Genomic DNA, 19,425 nt, shown 5'->3' on the forward strand with positions numbered 1-19,425 from the left:
TATGTCTCCATTATGAAAACGAGGATTCAATAGCCGGCAGAACTACGGATATGAACAGATTAACCAGTTCAGGATCAAACTGGGTTCCGGCACAGGCCCTGAGTTCTGCCACAGCCTCGGCGGAGGAGCGGGCTTTCCGATAGGGACGATCGTTGGTTATGGCATCGTAAGCATCGGCAATAGCAAATATCCGCGACTCCAGCGGTATGGCGGTTTCTTTCAAGCCCAGCGGATACCCCGAGCCGTCCCAGCGTTCATGGTGGTGGAGTATCCACTCGGCTATAGGAACCAACTCCGGAGCGGACAAGGCGATACGATGGCCGACGGTGCAGTGTTTTGCTACTTCTCTCTTTTCTTCAGGAGTTAGGGGGCCCGGTTTCATCAGGATGTGTTGAGGAACCCTGATTTTGCCGATGTCGTGGAAATACGCCATGAGACGGAAGTCATCCAGGCGGCTAGAAGGCATGCCCACCGCTCTGGCCAAAAGAAGAAGAGTCTTTTGCAGTCGGTCTCCGTGCCCTTGGGCCAAAAAGTCACGTTCGGCCAAAGCGTGCATTAAAGTTTGTTTCAGGTACAGGTGGCTACCCTTATACTGGCGCAGTTTAGCTTGATACATGTTATTGTCCGCTCTTTCCAGAGCATCTTGGACTGCAGGACCCGGCTCTTGGCACAGCCCAACCCCTGCTGATATACTTAGGGGCAAGTCCGGATTAGTCGAGTTGTACAAATCAACGGCTTGATAGAGTTCGGCATATCTGGTTTCCATGTCTTGGTGGTCGTGCAGGGGAAAGATAGCCACGAACTCGTCTCCTCCGGTGCGGAATATCTTGGCTTTATTTTCAAAACAACTTTTCAAGAGCTGGGCAAAGACTTCGAGCAGGCGGTCGCCCGCCAGGTGGCCCAAGACGTCATTGACCAGCTTGAGGCCATCAACGTCGCAAACCATGATCCCCATAGGAAAGGTCTCCGATAGGGTCTGTATCCTCTCGAGTTCTTGTTGAAAAGCGTGGCGGTTGTGCACCTTAGTTAGGTTATCGTACAGGCTTATCTCCTGCAGGTACTTTGTATACTTGTGGTGTTCGGTCACGTCCCTTATGACGGCTACAGCTTGATCCCCGAAAAGCGGGACTACGTGAGCCTGAAAATAACGCTCGTCCGAATTAGAACAGCTGAACTGGGTAACACCAGCCTTCCGGGTTTGGATGACTTCGGAGAGGGTTTGTTCCAAGGCCCGATTTATGCTGGGGACAAAAACCTCCGGCAGGTTCTTTCCAACCGCTCGCGCGTAGTCTAGATCCAGGGCAGCGTTGTAACCGGCCCTGATGTCGAGTACGGTGCCGTCGGCTTTCAGCCTGAGGTAGAGATCGGGTAAGGCCTCCATTACAGCCTCTAGTTCGGACAAGGTGTTTTTCAGCTGTTCTTCCATCTGAACCCTATAGGTTATATCCCGGAGGGACTGGACTGCCCCCTTGATTTTGCCCTTTCGGTCATAGATGGGCTTGGCTTTAGCCCAGAGCGTTTTTCCATCTAGCATCGGGACCTTGGTTTCAACAGTCAAGGTTTGGTCTTCGATATGTAGTAGCTTGTCGTACAGTTCTACCGTTTCACTATCATAAGACAAGGCGAGATCGGCCAGCAATGGCCGGCGGCAGCCGTAAAAAGGCAAGGCGTATTCGTAGTCACCTTTACCGATGATTTCACCAGCCTTGACCCCACTAAGTTGTTCCATAGCCTGGTTCCAGACTGTAACCTTTCCTTCGGCGTCGATGGCAAAGAAGGGATCGGGGAAAAAGTTTACGATATCCTGTAGCAACCGGGCGGATTCGTGTATAATTCGGTCCGACCGGCAACGCTGGATAGCGTGGGCAATGCATTGAGCAGCCATAGATAATAACCGGATGCTGTCCTCGTGCCACTCTCTTTTTTCTCTGACCGCGTCGAAGCCCAGAAAGCCCAGCAAATTACCCCCGTGACCCGGTACAGACACGACTATGAGGGATTGTATGTCCTGCATCTCCAGGAGTTGTCTTTCGACCTCGGCTTCGGGGGGGAGTTCGGACACACTCGGGATGTACAGGTAAGGTTCAGTGTAAAGTTGTTTCATCCACCAGGAAAAGACTTCGGCTGGCAGCTTTTGCAGGTTGTGTTTCTGTGGTGAAATTCCGGGAGCACACCACTCGTGGGTATTGCTGGTGGTCCTCATGTCAGCAGAAAAAAGAAACAGGTAGCTGCGGTCTGCACCCACGAATTCACCTAATTTGGCCAGAGCTAGTTCTATGCAGGAGTCGAGGTTGGCTTCGTTGGATAAAAACAGAACCTGACTGATATGAGCTAGAAGCTTTTCAAACTGCAACTGGTGGTCCAAAAGCTGTTCGGCCTTCTTGCGAGCCGAGATATCCCGCAGAACCCCGCGAAATCCTGCTATTCTACCGTCGCCATTGATAACCGGGCTGACTGAGGTTTCTACCCAAAGCGTGGAACCGTCTGGGCGCAAGAGCTCCCATTCGAAGCCTCTTACCGGCTCACGGGTGAGAAAGACGCCGCTAAAAACCTTGTAAACCAGTTGAGCAGTCTCAGCTTTCATATATTCGGTGTAATTCTTACCCAAGAGTTCTGGGACGGGATAGCCGATTATCCGGGCCAATGCCCGGTTACAGACCAGCATGTTCCCTGCGAGGTCCACCTCAAAAAAGCCGTCTTCAATGGTGTCAAGTATGGTTTGGATTGTGTCATCTCTCGGCTGCAAAAGCAGTTCACCTCCACCGTGAGCACAGTAGTGAAAATCTACTTATTACGCGGGTCCTCGGCAGCCGGAGCACAACAGTTCCGTTAACTCAAAGACAGTAGTAACCACGAGGTGAAGGCTGCCCTGACGAACTGGCAATAAAATCAAACTGCTACCTACGTGTTCTACAATCAGAGGAAGAAAACCTGCCTGGATCTTCCACAAATATTCGTCAATGTTCGACATTCCGGAATGAGGAATCGAGATAAAAAAAGGGGCAACGACTGATTTGTAGAAACGCCGTTGCCCGTAAGGAGGGTGTATTTATTTGAATGCAGCGCACCCTTAGGTTATATGTCCCGGGTCCAGAGGGCAGCCATTGCCGGTCCACCACCCACGCAGAGTGAAGCTCCGCCGATGGTCAAACCGAGCCTTTCCATTTCGTAGTACATGGATACTTGAATACGAAGGCCGGTACAGCCCACGGGATGGCCGAGACCGATGCCGGAGCCGTTATGGTTGACCTTGTCGAGGTCGAGCTCGATTCCGAAGTCCTCCTTAAGCATCCGGCCGACTCCCAGCCACTGAGCGGCAAAAGCTTCGTTGATTTCCCAGTATTCCACATCCTCGAACTTCAACCCCGCTTTATTCAGAACCTTAGGAATAGCTACTGCCGGTCCTAAGCCCATAAACTTGGGGTCAACTCCTTCACTGCATACATATAGAAGCTTCATTAAGGGTTTGATGCCGAGTTCTTCGGCCTTCTTCTTGGTCATGAGGACCGCCGCCGCAGAACCGTCGTTGATACCGGAGGCATTACCGGCTGTGACTACGCCGCCTTTCTTGAAGACCGGAGGTAGCTGGGCTAATTTTTCTAGACTTGTATCCATAGGATGTTCGTCTTTGTCAACTACTTTGACTCCTTTCTTGGTCTTGATCTCCACCGGCACAATCTCCCGGGCGAAGATACCCTCGGCGTTGGCCTTAAGGGCACGGGTATGGCTCAACAGCGCTAGCTCATCGCATTCTTCCCTAGTTATTCCGTACTTTTCGGCAACATTTTCGGCCGTGATCGCCATGTGTCCGGGTACCATTTTGTCAAACAGGCCATCGCAGATCATAGCGTCCTCGGCCTTGTCACCGTCAAACAAGCGATAGCCGAATCTGGCTTTACGCAGAATGTACGGCACGTTGGTCATGCTTTCCGTTCCCACAACCAGGCTTATCTCGCTCTTGCCCAGCATGAGCTCGTTGGCTGCGATTTCAAGGGCGCGCATGGCGGAGGCGCAATTCTGATTGACCATGCAGGCCCAGCTGCTATGTCTCATGCCAATCGCCATAGCTACCTGGCGCGCTGGCCCGGAATCGTTACCGTGGTGGAGGCACATGCCTAAAACAAGACTATCAACCATTTCCGGCTGGATTCCGGCTCTTTTCAGTGCTTCGGTCGCGGTTATTGCTGACAGGTCATTGGCTTTCAAATCTTTCAGGCTTCCCATAAAATCTCCTATGGCCGTGCGGCATGCACTGACCATTACGACTTCGTTAATCATTCAAACCTACCTCCTCACAAGATAAGAATTTAGTACTAAGGATCAGCCGGAACGTGCTCGTTTCCGGCCAGATGTTTAAAAAAAGGGATAGGGTCGGACAGCGGCGCGGCTCACTGCCCGACGACTATAATACGGGGAGGTAACTGAGCAGAGAAGTAAAAACTTCTCTGGAAACCGGCTCGTAAATAAGTGCGAAACATCAGCTAAATCTTATTACTCCTCACCCATATCCTGAGGCCCTCTGCTTCTTTGATGAGCTCATCGCGAAAGTCCGGGTGAGCTATTTCAATCAGGGCTTCGGCCCGTTCCCAGGTGGATTTACCTTTCATGTTGGCAATGCCGTATTCGGTTACCACGTAGAAGTTTATGGTCCTGGGTACGGTAACGATGGTACCCGGTTCTAAAGTTGGCACGATGCGCGATTTGATGTTACCCTGATCATCTTTGTAGGTCGAGCTGAGGCAAATGAAGCCTTTACCGCCTTTGGATTTGTACGAACCGAAGATGAAGTCGAGCTGGCCGCCGGTTCCGGAAATGTGTCGAGGACCAGACGATTCAGATGCTACTTGTCCGTACAGATCCACTTGTACGGCGTTGTTGATGCAGACCATGTTATCATTTTGACCGATGACGAAGGGGTTGTTCGTGTAGTTTACCGGATAACTGGCACAAACCGGGTTGTTGTTCATGAACTCGTAGAGCTTGTTGGTTCCCATAGCAAACGTATAGACCATTTTACCTTTGTCGATCTGTTTGCGCCGTCCGGTAATACGCCCGGCTTCGTACATGTCGACAAAGGAGTCCACCAGCATCTCGGTATGGACGCCCAGGTCTTTAAGGTCGGACTGGGCAATCATGGCTCCAATCGCGTTGGGCATGCCGCCGATTCCGAGCTGGAGGCAAGATCCGTCGTGAATTTCTTGCATTATGATTTCAGCCACTTTCTTGTCTACTTCACTTACCGGAGCAGGGGGCACCTCAATCATTGGATAATTGGGGCCTTCTACAATATAGTCGATTTCGGAGATATGCAAGCACTCGCGGTTTCCACCCAGGCACTTGGGGACAGAAGTATTGACTTCGGCAATAACGACCTTGGCGGCGTCGACTGCGGCGTGAGTGATAGAGTTAGAAGTACCCAAGTTGAAGAAACCGTGTTCGTCCATGGGTGTGACCATGATGAGGGATACATCTGGCTTGATGTATCCTCGTTCATAGAACGAGGGGACCTCGTGATAGGTTAGGGGTAAATAATTACACAGACCCTGGTCATGCAGCTTGCGGCTGGCCCCGCTGAAATGCAAATCGTCATAAATTACATGTTTTCTTTCGGGATCTGCCAGGACTGCCTTGGGCGGGAAAGGACAGGTCACCGTTCTTATGATAATGTTCTCTAGCTCGGGGACCCGCTTTGCCAGGGATTCGTCCAGGTAACGGGAGTTCATGACGAACTCGCCGTAGTGTACGAGATCACCAGACTTGATTACCGACATGGCCTCCTCGACGGGTACCAGTTTCTTTTTGTATTCTTCTTTGTAACTCAACATGGCTCATCAACCCCTCCTTACATCGGAAATCACAGTCTCCTCTAGAATGTGCTACTTGGAAAACCGTCTGATGATGTCGTTGGCGATGACTATCCGCTGTACTTGAGCTGTTCCTTCGAAGATCTGCATTATCTTAGCATCGCGGAAATACTTCTCTACCGGGTATTCCTTGGTGTACCCGTAACCACCGTAGATCTGTACAGCATCAGTAGCCACCTTCATGGCCACATCGCCGCAGAAGCACTTGGCTAGGGAAGCGGCGTCAGTATAGGGCAATCCTTGATCCTGTTTACAGGAAGCTTCGAGGTACAGTAGACGCCCGGCTTCGATTAACTGGGCCATATCCGCTAACATAAACTGGATGGCTTGGAAACTGATGATGGGCTTGCCGAACTGCTGCCTTTCCATGGCATACTTAACCGAGACTTCGAAGGCGGCCTGGGCAACTCCCAAGGCCATAGCCGCGACGCAGGCCCTGGATATATCGAGGGTCTTCATCGCGATCTTAAAACCATCGCCTTCCTTGCCCAGCATGTTCTTGGCCGGTACTTTTACATCCTCGAATATCACCTGTGTCGTATTGGAACTGCGAATGCCCAGCTTGTCTTCTTTCTTGCCGACCGAGATTCCAGGGGTATCGCGGTCAACCATAAAAGCACATATGCCTTTGTGCCCGAGCTTCTTGTCCAGGGTTGCGAAGACCGTGTACTGCCCGGCTACCCCACCATTACTGATGAACTGCTTGGTACCGTTCAGAATGTACTCGTCGCCAACCTTCTGGCAGCGGGTGGACAGCCCGGCTACGTCAGAACCGGCACCCGGCTCGGTCAGGCAAAATGCTCCGATGACCCCTTCGAGCTCACGCCCGTACCACCATTTCTTTTGTTCGTCGGTAGCAGCGATCAATACCGGGTCAGCGGCCAAAAGGGTGCTGGCGGCCATAGTAGTGCAGATACCTGCGTCTCCACGTGCTATTTCCTCCACCACCAGGTTCTGTGCAACGTGGTCGAGGCCAGGTCCGCCGTACTCGGCAGGCACACCGATGTTCATCAAGCCTACTTCTTGCATCTTCTTAACGCATTCCCAGGGAAACTCGTCTTTGGCATCCCATTCTTGAGCATAGGGGACGATTTCGTTGTCCGCGAAATCACGAGCCATCCTACGCATCATTTCTTGTTCTTCGGTAAATCTAAAATCCATCTCTATTCCCTCCTAAACTGGCTCATTCTCGGGTTACTTGCCTTGAAATACCGGTTTTCTCTTTTCCAGGAAAGCTTTCATACCTTCCTTTTGGTCAGCGGTGCTGAACAGGAACGACCAGGTTTTTTGCTCAAAAAGCAGGCCGGATGGAAGGTCTACGCTACCCCCATAGTTGATACAAGTCTTGGCCATTCTCATGGCAATCGGAGCCTTGCCAGCCAGTTTTTTGGCTATTTTCTTAGCTTCGTCCATAAGGCTCTCGAGGGGGACCACTTTAGTTACCAACCCTATACTTAAGGCGGTCTGGGCATCGATCGGATCTCCGGTGAATATCAATTGCTTCGCCCATCCCTCGCCTACAAGCCTGGCTAGACGCTGGGTCCCACCTGCACCCGGCATGATGCCAAGGTTAATTTCCGGCTGCCCTATTGTCGTGCCTTCAGCCGCAATTCTGATGTCACACCCCATAGCCAGCTCGCAGCCGCCGCCCAGGGCAAGGCCAGCGATGGCTGCTATTACCGGTTTGGGCAGATTAGCTATCTTGTCGATGGTTTGATGGCAGAGGGCTATAAAAGCTTCTGCTTTTAGGGAGTCCGCGTCCAGCATGTAGGCTATATCTCCCCCGGCTGCGAAAGCCTTACTCCCGCCCGTAATAATCACCGCTTTCACTTCGTCGTCAGCGGCAATCTGGTCGATGAGCTGGCCCAATTCTCTCATCAATACGTCGTTCAAAGCATTGAAGAACTTGGGCCGATTCAAGGTTATAATGCCTATATTGCCATCTTTCTCATACAGTAGGGTTTCAAACTCCACGGTTTCACCCCCTACTTCTTGGTGTAATCATAGAACCCCTTGCCGGTCTTCATGCCCAGGTGTCCTGCTCTGACTTTTTGCCGGAAGGCCAAGGACGGGCGATACTTGGAATCACCGAACTCTCTCCAGTAATACTCGCAAATAGCCAGTACCACATCTATGCCTACCAGGTCGCACAAAGCCAGCGGGCCCATCGGCATATTCGCACCGAGTTTCATGGCCTTATCGATTTCTTCAGCGGAAGCTATGCCTTCTTGATAAACTATAGCTGCTTCATTGATGTACGGAACCAGGATGCGGTTGACTATGAAACCAGGGGATTCTTTAGCTCTTACCGGCTCTTTACCAATCTTGCGAGATAGATCCATGACCGCTTCCACGACATCATCCGTGGTTTCGGCTCCGGGGATAACCTCTATTAACTTCATAACCGGTACCGGGTTGAAGAAGTGCATCCCTACCACCTTGTTTGGGCGGTTGGTGGCTGCCGCAATCTCGGTTATACTCAGGGCTGAGGTGTTGCTCGCCAGTATAGCGTCCGGACCGCATATTTCTCCGAGTTGCTTAAATACCTTTTTCTTGATATCGATGTTTTCGACAATTGCTTCTATTACTATGTCGCAATCCTTGAAAGCGGCGTTATCGGTACTGGTTGTGACCAAGGCGTTAAGCTTTTCGGCTTGATCGGCTGCCATCTTGCCCTTTTCCACAGCCTTGCTCCAGTTCTTGTTCATGCCCTTTACTGCCTTGTCCACAAACTCGGGGGCTATGTCCACGAGTACCACTTTAAACCCGGCTTCTGCACAGACCTGAGCAATACCTGCTCCCATGGTGCCTGCTCCCAATACTCCTATAGCTTTGAATTCCATCCCAATACCTCCCTTAGGCTGTTCAGGTTTTTGTAAGACGAAGTGGCAACTTTATCGATTTCGCCCCTTTCCCCTCCTTCCCGATATGGGTTCTAACCGTTCCTGTCGAAACCGTGGAGCAATAACCGTGCCAACATACCCAGTGCAGCAGCGAGAGGAGAAAAAAACAGCATAAGCTCGGGGTTCCGAGCTTATGCTGTTCTATTTGTCAAGCTTGCCTTAAGTCCGAAAATCTTATCTCAATTTGAGAGACTCTCTCAAAACGGGAGAGGTGTCGAGGCCTACGATTCGGTGAGATTAACGGAAATGATGGATCCGATCATCCTTTTTTGCTAGTGTTTATCCGAGATTGTACTTTTTCAATTTGCGATACAGTACTGAACCATGCAGGCCCAAAAGCTTTGCGGTCTGGGCCTTATTATAATTAGTTTGTTTAAGCACCTGTCTTATCATCTCTTTTTCCAGCTGTTCAACCGCATCGGCCAAAGTTTCGCCCTTCTTATCGATAAGGATATTCTCTATGTTCTGCTTCTGCAAAGACGGGAAGTGCTTTGCAGTCAACTGCTTTTCATTATTAAGGTCGGCCAAGTTAATAGCGCGTTCCAAGAGGTTTTCTAGTTCGCGGACGTTACCCGGCCAGTGGTACTTTCTAAGCAATTGGATTGCTTCTGAAGATACGTTCGTCACATTGGTGTTAAGACGCTGGTTGAGACGAGGCAGAATAGCCTGAACTAAGAGCGGGATATCTTCGAGACGTTCGCGCAGTGGAGGGATATCGAGCACTACGACGTTCAACCGGTAATACAGGTCAGCACGAAACTTGCCCTGCTCAACTAAGTTTTCTAAATTGCAGTTGGTGGCAGCGATTATGCGGACGTCCACGCGAACAGGCTTAGTGCCTCCCACCCTTTCAAACTCGCGCTCCTGCAAGACGGTGAGGAGTTTAGCCTGCATAGGCAGAGGCATGTCCCCGATCTCATCGAGAAAAATAGTTCCTTTATTGGCAAGCTCGAACTTACCTGGTTTTCCACCTTTGCGGGCTCCGGTAAATGCCCCTTCTTCGTAACCGAAAAGCTCAGATTCCAACAGGTGTTCCGGCAAAGCCGCGCAGTTTACCCGCACGAAAGGATAGTGAGCTCTAGGGCTGGAACGATGAATGGAGTGGGCAAACAGTTCTTTACCGGTCCCACTTTCCCCGGTAATGAGAACCGTAGAGCCGGTTTGGGCGACCTGTTCGGCCATAGACTTGAGCCGCGCCATTTTGCTGCTCTTGCCTACGATCACATCAAAGCAGTACTTGGGGCTGAATACACTTTTTATGGCATCCCGATAAAAAGCCAGTTCTTCTTCCAGGTCCGCCACTTTTTTGGCCAAGGCCTTGGCATCCCCAAGGTCCAAAAACAGGCTCTTGCCTACAGCTCCTATGAGGTCGCCTTCCTTGTTGTATATGGGGAACCTGGTAACGATGAGGTCGTGACCGTTACAGGGCCAGTAATCGGCGATGTGAACTTCGCCGGTTTCCAGTATCTTTGGGAGTTGAGAGTTAGACGTAACGTCCATGATGTACTTGCCGATAACTTCATCACGGGTTTTTCCAACGATATGGATATAAGTGTCATTGGCGACCGTAACATACCCGTTCTTGTCGACGATAACGATCCCCATATAAGGGTTTTGCACCAATGCAGCCACGATCTGGACAAAATCTGATGGCCACCCTTCCACGAGCCTCCACCCCTTTCGCCCACCAAGGTGCGCAACATTTTTTAAATTCCCCCCTCGCCTCGGTTGCTGTGACTCCTGATTCTCTGTCTCTTTATTCTCTCTATCCTGACAAAATGAGCCGCGTTGTCTCCCGTTATCTTTGCGACCCAATTAATTAACCCGTTAACTATATGCTAGCACACGCGGTTGCGTATATACAACTATTGTGAAATTAGTAATTTGCTGCACACTTGACAAGGTTTACATGGCGAAGAACTGGACCTTGACGGAAAGGCTGGTTTTCTGTAAAATCAACGTGTGAACATCAATCTTCAAGTGAATGGGGCGTCGCCAAGCGGTAAGGCACTGGACTCTGACTCCAGCATTCGAGGGTTCGAATCCTTCCGCCCCAGCCATTGGCGATAAGGGTGTGCGTGAACGCACACTTTATTTTATAGTTGGGCTCGGATATAGGTTGCCGTGCAAGCAGGATAGCGGGAGGTCTAAAGTCCATGCTACTGACCAGAGAAGAAGTTGAACATGTTGCAGCATTGGCTCGTTTGAAGTTGAGTGATGAAGAATTGGAGAGGTTTGCGGAGCAGTTGACAGCCATCCTCGATTACATGTCGCGGCTGAACGACCTCGATACCAGCAAGATTGAGCCTCTAACTCACGTCCTTCCTCTGAGTAATGTCTTTCGCGATGATGGGGTGAGCCCGGAAGAGACTAACAGGGATGATATACTGGCCAATGCTCCTCTAGAGGAAAACGGGTGTTTTAAAGTGCCCCGAATTGTGTGAATTTTCGCGATCGCAGCCGATAGCACTAACTTGTGCAGTGAGGAGGAAGTCAGGTGCGGCTATGTGAATTGACTGCCCATGAATTGAAAGACATGCTGGCCCAAAGAGAGATTACGGCCCAAGACATAGTGGAATCATGCCTGGACCGCATAGGTGAAGTGGAAGAGAACATCAAAGCGTTTGTTACGTTGACTCCGGAGGCGGCGCGCGATTCCGCGCGCAAACTGCATGAAGAAGGCGGTTACAGAGGGTTGGCCGGCATCCCATGTGGATTGAAGGACAATTTGTGCACCCGCGGCATAAGGACTACCTGTTCTTCCCGCATGCTCGAAAATTTTGTTCCCCCTTATGATGCTACGGTTGTTTCCAAACTTCGGGGAGAAAAGGCCGTATTCATGGGTAAGCTCAATATGGACGAGTTTGCCATGGGTTCTTCCACAGAGAACTCGGCTTTCTTCCCTACTCGCAATCCCTGGGATCCGGAACGGGTTCCCGGTGGTTCTTCCGGTGGTTCGGCGGCTGCAGTTGCTGCCGGCGAGGTGATATACGCCCTCGGTTCTGACACGGGTGGTTCCATACGGCAGCCGGCGTCGTTTTGCGGGGTTGTGGGTATGAAGCCTACATACGGAAGGGTTTCTCGCTATGGTTTGGTTGCCTTTGCATCGTCTCTGGATCAGATAGGGACTTTGACCAAGGACGTGACCGACTGTGCCCTGGTGATGAATGTTATCGCCGGCCATGACAGGCTGGACTCCACAAGTATCGACGCTCCTGTACCTGATTATACAAAGTTTTTAGTACCTGATATAAAGGGCTTTCGGATAGGTTATCCCCGCGAGTATTTTCAAGAGGGAGTAGACGATGCGGTTAAGGAAACCATCAACCGGGCCATGCTGAAGATGGAAGAGATGGGGGCAGTGGTAGAAGAGACTTCCCTTCCGCATACCGAGTTCGCTTTACCTGCATACTACATCATTGCCCCGGCTGAGGCCAGCTCCAATTTGGCCAGGTTTGACGGGGTAAGATATGGGTTGAGAGATGTTAAGGCCGAAAGCGTTATCGACATGTTTGCCAGTTCCAGGGCCTTAGGCTTTGGGCCAGAAGTGAAAAGGCGAATAATGCTGGGGACCTATGCCCTTTCCTCTGGGTATTATGATGCGTATTACCTTAAGGCTTTGAAGGTAAGACGGCTGATTAAGGAGGATTTCGATTGGGCTTTTGATAAATACGATGTTTTAGTGACTCCAACTGCTCCCACAGTTGCCTTTAAGCTTCATGAAAAAACGGATAATGTTCTGGCCATGTATATGTCTGACATAGCTACCATTCCCGTGAATCTAGCAGGATTGCCAGCTATGTCCATACCCTGTGGATTTGTAAACGGGTTACCGGTTGGCTTACAAATAATCGGTAGGCCGCTGGAGGAGGGAACTTTGTTGAGGGTGGCATACGCTTTTGAACAGAGTACAGGGATGGCTCGTTTGAGACCTCGGCTGGGGGTGAACTGAGTGCCGACAGGACGCTATGAGGCGGTAATAGGATTGGAAGTGCATGCCGAGCTGAGAACGGATTCGAAGATATTCTGTGCTTGTTCTACCCGTTTCGGGGCTGAACCGAATACTCAAGTATGTCCCATTTGTACAGGGATGCCCGGGGTTTTACCCGTACTGAACCGTAAAGTAGTGGAATACGCGATAAAAACCGGCTTGGCTCTTAATTGTGAAATTGCGGAGTTCAGCAAGTTTGACCGCAAGAATTATTTTTACCCCGATTTGCCTAAAGCTTACCAGATATCGCAGTACGACCTTCCTATCTGTCGCAACGGTTATATTGATATAGAAGTCGAGGGGCGCAAAAAGAGAGTAGGGATTACCAGGGTGCATATGGAGGAGGATGCGGGAAAACTGTTACATCAAGGTACCATAGCCAGTACCCCGTATTCTCTGGTGGACCTTAACCGGTCCGGGGTGCCGCTCCTGGAGATCGTTTCGGAGCCGGACATGAGGAGTCCTGCCGAGGCCCGTCTTTACATGGAAAAACTGAGGTCCATTCTTCTTTTCCTGGGGGTATCGGACTGCCGGATGGAAGAAGGTTCCTTGCGCTGTGATGCCAACGTTTCGGTTCGCATACAGGGGCAGCAGGGGTTTGGGACCAAGACCGAGATAAAGAATTTGAACTCTTTCAAAGCCCTGGAAAGGGCTCTTGAGTATGAGATAAAACGGCAGATAGAGCTTTTGGAGGATGACGAGTCGGTGATTCAAGAAACCAGAACCTGGGATGAATCGCAACAAGCGACTCTTTCGATGCGCTCGAAAGAAGAAGCTCAGGACTACCGTTATTTTCCGGATCCCGACCTGGTTCCTCTAATCATCGATAGGGGATGGGTTGAAGAGGTACGATCGAGTTTGCCCGAGCTTCCTGATGCTGCTCGCGAACGCCTTATGAGACAGTTCAACTTGCCCGAATATGATGCCAACTTACTTACGATGACCAAGGACACGCTTGATTTTTTTGATGAATGTATGCAGTATTATCAAGACGCTAAGACTGTATCCAACTGGATAATGGGAGAATTGAGCCGGCTCTTGAACCAGCACAACCTAGAGCTGAAAGATGCGAAGATCAAACCGGCTCATTTGACGGAAATGCTGAAAATGATTGATAGCGGCCAGATAAGCGGAAAAATGGCCAAAACGGTATTTGAGGAAATGTTTGTTAGTGGGAAATCTCCCGAAACCGTGGTTAGGGAAAAGGGAATGGTACAGATATCGGATGAGGCTGCTTTGGAACCTGTCATCGCCCGTATCATAGCTGAGAACTCAGGGGTCGTGGAGGATTATCGCAAAGGAAAAGAAAAGGCTTTTGGTTTCTTGGTAGGGCAGGTAATGAAGGCAACCCGGGGCCAGGCAAACCCGAAGGTTGTCAATGACATATTAAGAAGGATGCTCGTAGATGGTCAGTGAATCGATAGCTGGTAATAGGCAAACGTCTTACCGAACAACGGAAGGGAAAGGAGTGACAGGTTTGACCAAAAGTTCGCTGAGCAAAGACTGGTTTCTGGCGAAGGACGCTAAGATTTACATCGTAGACACAACTTTACGCGACGGAGAACAGACGGCTGGAGTTGTCTTCGCTAACCAGGAAAAGATCCGCATAGCTAAATACCTCGACGAAATAGGGGTAGACCAGATCGAGGCCGGGATACCCGTTATGGGAGGACACGAAAAGGAGTGTGTCAAGCAGATAGTATCCCTGGGACTGAGAGCTAGTATTATGGCCTGGAATCGGGCTGCCATATCGGACTTGAAACATTCTCTTGACTGCGGCGTGGATGCGGTAGCGATATCCATATCGACTTCCGATATTCACATCGAGCACAAGCTTAAGACCACGAGGGAAGATGTTTTACGGAGGATGTCAGAGGCGGTCTCGTTTGCCAAAGACCACGGTCTCTACGTTTCGGTCAACGCGGAAGACGCATCCCGTACCAATATGGAGTTTCTTATCGAGTTCGCCCTAACCGCCAAACACTGCGGGGCAAACAGGTTGCGCTTTTGCGATACAGTAGGTATCCTGGATCCTTTAACTACTTTTCGTAAGATCAAGACCTTGCGAGACGCTATCGAGATGGATATCGAGATGCACACCCATAACGACTTTGGAATGGCTACTGCTAACGCTATAGCCGGGGTTTATGCGGGGGCTAACCACGTAGGGGTCACGGTAAACGGCCTTGGTGAGAGAGCCGGAAACGCTTGCCTGCAGGAAGTGGTAATGGCTTTGAAGTATCTCATGAACGTGGACCTGAACTTCAAGACTGAGAAATTCAGGGAAGTTGCCTTGTACGTGGCCCAGGCTGCAGGGAGAAAGGTGCCTCCCAGCAAGCCGATTGTCGGGTCTAACATTTTCGCCCACGAGTCGGGTATTCACGGCGATGGCGTGCTCAAAAACCCGTTGACATATGAGGTATTTAAACCGGAAGAAGTAGGATTGGAGAGGCAAATAGTCATTGGCAAACATTCGGGCACGGCGGCACTGAAGGCTAAATTCCGCGAGTACGGTTTAGAATTGGGCGACGAGGATGCAGAAAACATTTTAGAAAGGGTCAGGGCAACTGCGGTTGATCTCAAACGTTCGCTCTTTGATAAGGAACTGGTTTACATCTACGAAGACTACATGAAGGAGAGAGGGAGAAACGTTGGGTAAGACTATAGCGGAAAAGATACTGTCGGCCAAAAGCGGGCAGGATGCTAGGGCTAATGAAATCGTGGTAGCGGATCTTGACTTCGTCATGGGGCAGGACGGCACGTCGCCCCTGGCTATTCAGGCCTTTGAGGAGATGCAAGGAGACGGACCGTTTGACCCGCGCCGCGTGGCGATGGTTATTGATCACAGCGCGCCCAGTCCTTTGGAAGGGGTCTCGCGTCTCCACGCCAAGATGAGGGATTTTGCACGCCGCTACGGCATTATCCTGTACGACATCGGTGAGGGTGTATGTCACCAGCTGCTTCCTGAAAAGGGTCATGTGGGGCCGGGTAGCTTAGTCATCGGGGCTGATTCTCATACGTGTACTTACGGGGCCATCAACGCTTTTGCCACCGGGGTGGGGTCAACCGATCTGGCGGCGGGAATTATCTCGGGCAAGATGTGGTTCAAGGTTCCAGAAACGATAAAGTTTGTGATCAACGGTAGGCTACCTAAAGGAGTATATTCCAAAGACCTCATCCTCTATCTCATTGGAGACGTGACTGCCGATGGTGCCACTTACATGGCGGCCGAGTATACGGGTGAAGCGATCAAAACCTTGTCCGTGGAAGCTCGTTTTACCATCAGCAACATGGCCATAGAAATGGGAGCCAAAGTAGGGCTGATGGAAGCCGACGAGAAAACAATGGAATGGGTGAGAAAGCACACTGATCGGACCTTCGAACCGGTTGAAGCGGACCCGGACGCTGCATATGCAGCTGTCAAGGAATATGACGTGTCAGAACTGGAACCCCAAGTAGCCAAACCACACACCGTTGACAATGTGGTTCCGGTAAGTCAAGTTGCAGGAACTCCGGTGCAGCAAGGAGTAATAGGAACGTGCACGAACGGTCGTTTAGAAGATCTTAGAGTCGCAGCCAGCATACTGGAGGGGAGAAAAATACATCCCAACTTCAGGTTGATCGTAGCTCCTGCTTCGCGCCAGGTTATGCTCGATGCCATAAGAGAGGGAGTACTGCAAACTTTGATTGAGGCCGGAGCAGCGGTGGTTACGCCCGGATGCGGGCCTTGTGTGGGTACCCATAACGGGATTCCTTCTGATGGCGAAAGTGTAATTTCTACAGCTAACCGTAACTTCAAAGGACGGATGGGAAACAACAAGGCCTTCATATACTTGGGCTCGCCTGCGACGGTAGCAGCGTCTGCCATTACTGGCATTATTACCGATCCTAGGGAATTCTTAAAATAGGAGGATTAGTCTGCTATGGAACTTAGAGGGAAAGCACACAAGTTCGGTGATGATGTCAACACCGACTACATAATCTCGGGACGGTATAAGTTTAAAACCTTAGACATGACAGAGCTGGCCAAGCACGTTATGGAGGACCTGGATCCCGATTTTTATTCGAAGGTTCAAAAGGGAGATATGATAGTTGCTGGGAAGAACTTCGGCTGCGGGTCGTCACGTGAACAGGCTCCATGGGCAATCATACATGCCGGTATCAGCGCGGTCCTGGCCAAGTCCTTTGCCCGCATTTTTTATCGCAACTGCATCAACACCGGGTTGCCTCTTATCGAGTGCGATACCGACCGCATTGAGCCGGGGGACGAGCTCGAGGTGGATCTGGAACGAGGGGTAATTTCTAATTTAACCCAGGGAACTGAGATTCCGATAAAGCCGTTGCCCAAGGTTATGATCAAGATCCTCTCGGACGGGGGGCTGGTGGAACACTTCAAGAAATACGGCACGTTCAATTTTGACTGACGGACAGCTTACAGTTCTCAGTTTATCATTCTTAATTCTGCATTCTAGATTCTCAATTACTTCCTGGCTCAGCTGAAACTTTTGCCTACGAAGACATCGGGCGGTATAGCTCGTTGACTTCAATCGGTAACGAGTAAACGTTATAAGGGGTGAATATTTTGGTCGAGGGTGAAAAAATCAGGGTGGTCAACGGAGCGCTGCAGGTTCCGGATAATCCGATAATTCCTTTTATTATCGGTGATGGTACCGGGCCCGATATATGGGCAGCAGCATCAAGGGTACTCGAGGCTGCGGTAGAAAGAGCATATCAGGGCAAGAAAAAAATTGTATGGAAAGAGATTCTCGCGGGTGAAAAGGCTTTTAACTTGATAGGACAGTGGCTTCCTCAGGAAACCATAGATACCATCAGGGAGTACGTTATAGCAATAAAAGGGCCACTTACTACTCCTATAGGTGGCGGCATCCGTTCTCTGAACGTGGCTTTGCGGCAAGAGCTGGATCTATATGCCTGTGTTAGACCGGTGCGTTATTTCAAAGGAGTACCATCTCCGGTCAAAAGGCCCGAGGACACGGACATGGTGATATTTAGAGAAAATACAGAAGACATCTATGCAGGCATCGAGTGGCCAAAAGGGTCGGAAGAGGTCAAGAAGGTCATAAGGTTCTTAAAAGACGAAATGGGAGTGAAAAACATAAGGTTTCCCGAAACATCGGCCATTGGCATAAAGCCCATATCGGAAGAAGGGAGCAAGAGGCTGGTTCGAGCGGCAATAAGGTATGCGCTGAGCGAAGGACGAAAGAGCGTGACCCTGGTTCACAAGGGGAACATTATGAAGTTTACTGAGGGAGGCTTCAAGAACTGGGGGTACGAAGTAGCGGAACAGGAGTTTGGGGACCACGTCTTTACCTGGAACCAGTACGATGAGATCAAGGAACGTAAAGGAGAAAAAGCAGCTAATGAGGCTCAAGCAGAGGCTGAGGCCCAGGGCAAGCTCATAGTTAAGGACGTAATTGCCGATATCTTTTTGCAGCAGATACTGACCCGTCCTCGAGAATTCGATGTTATAGCTACTATGAACCTCAATGGTGATTACATTTCTGATGCGTTAGCCGCGCAGGTAGGGGGGATTGGAATTGCCCCAGGAGCTAACATCAACTATGATACTGGACATGCGGTATTTGAAGCAACCCACGGAACAGCTCCCAAATACGCCGGGCTGGACAAGGTCAATCCTTCCTCGGTTCTTTTGTCAGGGGAAATGATGTTGCGGCACTTGGGATGGCATGAAGCCGCGGATCTCATTATAGGAGCTGTGGAAAGAACCATAGCGAGTAAGATCGTGACCTATGACTTTGCCCGGTTGATGGAGGGCGCAACCGAAGTAAAATGCTCGGAATTCGGGGATGCTCTAATTCAAAACCTGTAGCCCTTTGGATAGAACAAAATTGAGAAATACAGGATTAAGAGGAAAACCTGGCCAGGCCAGGTTTTTTTATTTGCTCATAAAACACAGAGGGTATGACAAAAAATAAATTTGAATTCAGATCAAAGGAGGCGAAAAAGATGGCTAGCGAAATCAGAATGCAAGGTGGAGTTGTGGCCAGCCCGTACCCGGTCAACACCGGGGAAAATCTAAAAATAATTTATAACGGGTTATTGGCACAGAGTGGAGCCGACCGGGTCTTTTTGCACATGGGTTACGGACCTTCCACCCATTGGGCGAGCATCCATGACCAGGAGATGATGCGGACAGATCGCGGGTTCGAAACTACCTTGAAGGTAGAGAGACCTGACCGTATCAACTTTTGTTTCAAAGACTCGGCCAACAATTGGGATAACAACAACGGTATGAATTGGAGTGTGTGAACCGAAGAGGAGGCCATGGCATGGCTCGGGCAGAGATTGAAGGCGGGGTAATAGCGCATCCGGTGCCGGTTACGGCTGGGGCTGAGGTTAATATCAAGTACAATGGCCTCTTGGCTGCCAGCGGGGCAGATGCCGTCTACCTTCATTACGGGTACGGTCCAGCCGATCACTGGGCCGATGTTGCCGACTTGCCCATGCACCGAACTTCAGACGGGTTTGAAGCCAGCATCAAAGTAAAATCTAATGACCGGCTGAATTTCTGTTTCAAAGATAGTGCCAACAACTGGGATAACAACAGCGGCAAGGATTGGAGTTATACTATTCATTCTGGCAGGAAGCCCTAGCAATTCCCCTCGCTTGGTCCCGGGTTCAATTA

General features: G+C 50.4%; 16 protein-coding genes and 1 tRNA gene. 10 read left to right on the forward strand and 7 right to left on the reverse strand.

From position 1 onward, the window contains the following. Window positions 1–10: 10 nt before the first annotated feature. The 7 genes from SLIP_RS11925 to SLIP_RS02445 form a co-directional block, all read right to left on the reverse strand. On the reverse strand, window positions 11–2,746 hold the full coding sequence (locus SLIP_RS11925) for a sensor domain-containing diguanylate cyclase/phosphohydrolase (protein ID WP_013174684.1): 2,736 nt from the start codon (window positions 2,744–2,746) through the stop codon (window positions 11–13). Between the two features lie 329 nt (window positions 2,747–3,075). Then, entirely contained in the window at window positions 3,076–4,278 is a 1,203-nt protein-coding gene (locus SLIP_RS02420; protein ID WP_013174685.1) for a thiolase family protein, read from the reverse strand. A 203-nt stretch (window positions 4,279–4,481) separates the two neighbouring features. Continuing rightward, the gene (locus tag SLIP_RS02425; RefSeq protein ID WP_013174686.1) at window positions 4,482–5,825 is read right to left on the reverse strand and encodes an acetyl-CoA hydrolase/transferase family protein; all 1,344 of its coding nucleotides are present in this window, start codon (window positions 5,823–5,825) and stop codon (window positions 4,482–4,484) included. 51 nt (window positions 5,826–5,876) lie between these two features. After that, complete coding sequence (locus tag SLIP_RS02430) at window positions 5,877–7,025, reverse strand: acyl-CoA dehydrogenase family protein (protein ID WP_013174687.1); 1,149 nt, start codon at window positions 7,023–7,025, stop codon at window positions 5,877–5,879. A 33-nt stretch (window positions 7,026–7,058) separates the two neighbouring features. Continuing rightward, complete coding sequence (locus tag SLIP_RS02435; protein ID WP_013174688.1) at window positions 7,059–7,838, reverse strand: enoyl-CoA hydratase/isomerase family protein; 780 nt, start codon at window positions 7,836–7,838, stop codon at window positions 7,059–7,061. 11 nt (window positions 7,839–7,849) lie between these two features. Then, window positions 7,850–8,707 carry a 3-hydroxyacyl-CoA dehydrogenase family protein gene (locus SLIP_RS02440; RefSeq protein WP_013174689.1) on the reverse strand — a complete coding sequence of 286 codons (858 nt, stop codon included), beginning with the start codon at window positions 8,705–8,707 and terminating at the stop codon, window positions 7,850–7,852. A 339-nt stretch (window positions 8,708–9,046) separates the two neighbouring features. Next, window positions 9,047–10,432 carry a sigma-54 interaction domain-containing protein gene (locus SLIP_RS02445; RefSeq protein WP_013174690.1) on the reverse strand — a complete coding sequence of 462 codons (1,386 nt, stop codon included), beginning with the start codon at window positions 10,430–10,432 and terminating at the stop codon, window positions 9,047–9,049. Window positions 10,433–10,752: 320 nt separating this feature from the next. On the opposite strand from SLIP_RS02445, the gene SLIP_RS02450 reads away from it, so the two are divergent. The 10 genes from SLIP_RS02450 to SLIP_RS02495 all read left to right on the forward strand — a co-directional run bounded on the left by SLIP_RS02450 (window position 10,753) and on the right by SLIP_RS02495 (window position 19,393). Then, window positions 10,753–10,827 (forward strand) — tRNA-Gln (locus SLIP_RS02450). 96 nt (window positions 10,828–10,923) lie between these two features. After that, window positions 10,924–11,211, forward strand: coding sequence for an Asp-tRNA(Asn)/Glu-tRNA(Gln) amidotransferase subunit GatC (gatC, locus tag SLIP_RS02455; protein WP_013174691.1), 288 nt, complete (start codon window positions 10,924–10,926; stop codon window positions 11,209–11,211). Between the two features lie 53 nt (window positions 11,212–11,264). Continuing rightward, window positions 11,265–12,719: an Asp-tRNA(Asn)/Glu-tRNA(Gln) amidotransferase subunit GatA gene (gatA, locus tag SLIP_RS02460; RefSeq protein WP_013174692.1), complete on the forward strand. Its 1,455-nt coding sequence runs from the start codon at window positions 11,265–11,267 to the stop codon at window positions 12,717–12,719. Continuing rightward, window positions 12,720–14,174, forward strand: a complete 1,455-nt coding sequence (gene gatB, locus SLIP_RS02465) for an Asp-tRNA(Asn)/Glu-tRNA(Gln) amidotransferase subunit GatB (protein ID WP_013174693.1) — start codon at window positions 12,720–12,722, stop codon at window positions 14,172–14,174. 61 nt (window positions 14,175–14,235) lie between these two features. Next, window positions 14,236–15,417 carry a homocitrate synthase gene (gene nifV / locus SLIP_RS02470; RefSeq protein ID WP_013174694.1) on the forward strand — a complete coding sequence of 394 codons (1,182 nt, stop codon included), beginning with the start codon at window positions 14,236–14,238 and terminating at the stop codon, window positions 15,415–15,417. Then, window positions 15,410–16,666 (forward strand): 3-isopropylmalate dehydratase large subunit, encoded by a 1,257-nt coding sequence (locus SLIP_RS02475; protein ID WP_013174695.1) that lies wholly within the window; start codon window positions 15,410–15,412, stop codon window positions 16,664–16,666. The genes nifV and SLIP_RS02475 overlap by 8 nt, the downstream gene beginning before the upstream one ends. 15 nt (window positions 16,667–16,681) lie before the next feature. Beyond that, window positions 16,682–17,182, forward strand: a complete 501-nt coding sequence (locus SLIP_RS02480; RefSeq protein ID WP_013174696.1) for a 3-isopropylmalate dehydratase small subunit — start codon at window positions 16,682–16,684, stop codon at window positions 17,180–17,182. A 158-nt stretch (window positions 17,183–17,340) separates the two neighbouring features. Continuing rightward, window positions 17,341–18,609, forward strand: a complete 1,269-nt coding sequence (gene icd / locus SLIP_RS02485; RefSeq protein ID WP_013174697.1) for an NADP-dependent isocitrate dehydrogenase — start codon at window positions 17,341–17,343, stop codon at window positions 18,607–18,609. Between the two features lie 137 nt (window positions 18,610–18,746). Continuing rightward, window positions 18,747–19,049: a carbohydrate-binding protein gene (locus SLIP_RS02490; protein WP_013174698.1), complete on the forward strand. Its 303-nt coding sequence runs from the start codon at window positions 18,747–18,749 to the stop codon at window positions 19,047–19,049. 20 nt (window positions 19,050–19,069) lie between these two features. Then, window positions 19,070–19,393 (forward strand): carbohydrate-binding protein, encoded by a 324-nt coding sequence (locus SLIP_RS02495; protein ID WP_013174699.1) that lies wholly within the window; start codon window positions 19,070–19,072, stop codon window positions 19,391–19,393. The last annotated feature ends 32 nt before the right edge of the window (window positions 19,394–19,425 follow it).

Origin of the sequence: Syntrophothermus lipocalidus DSM 12680 (assembly GCF_000092405.1) — a bacterium.
GTDB lineage: Bacteria > Bacillota > Syntrophomonadia > Syntrophomonadales > Syntrophothermaceae > Syntrophothermus > Syntrophothermus lipocalidus.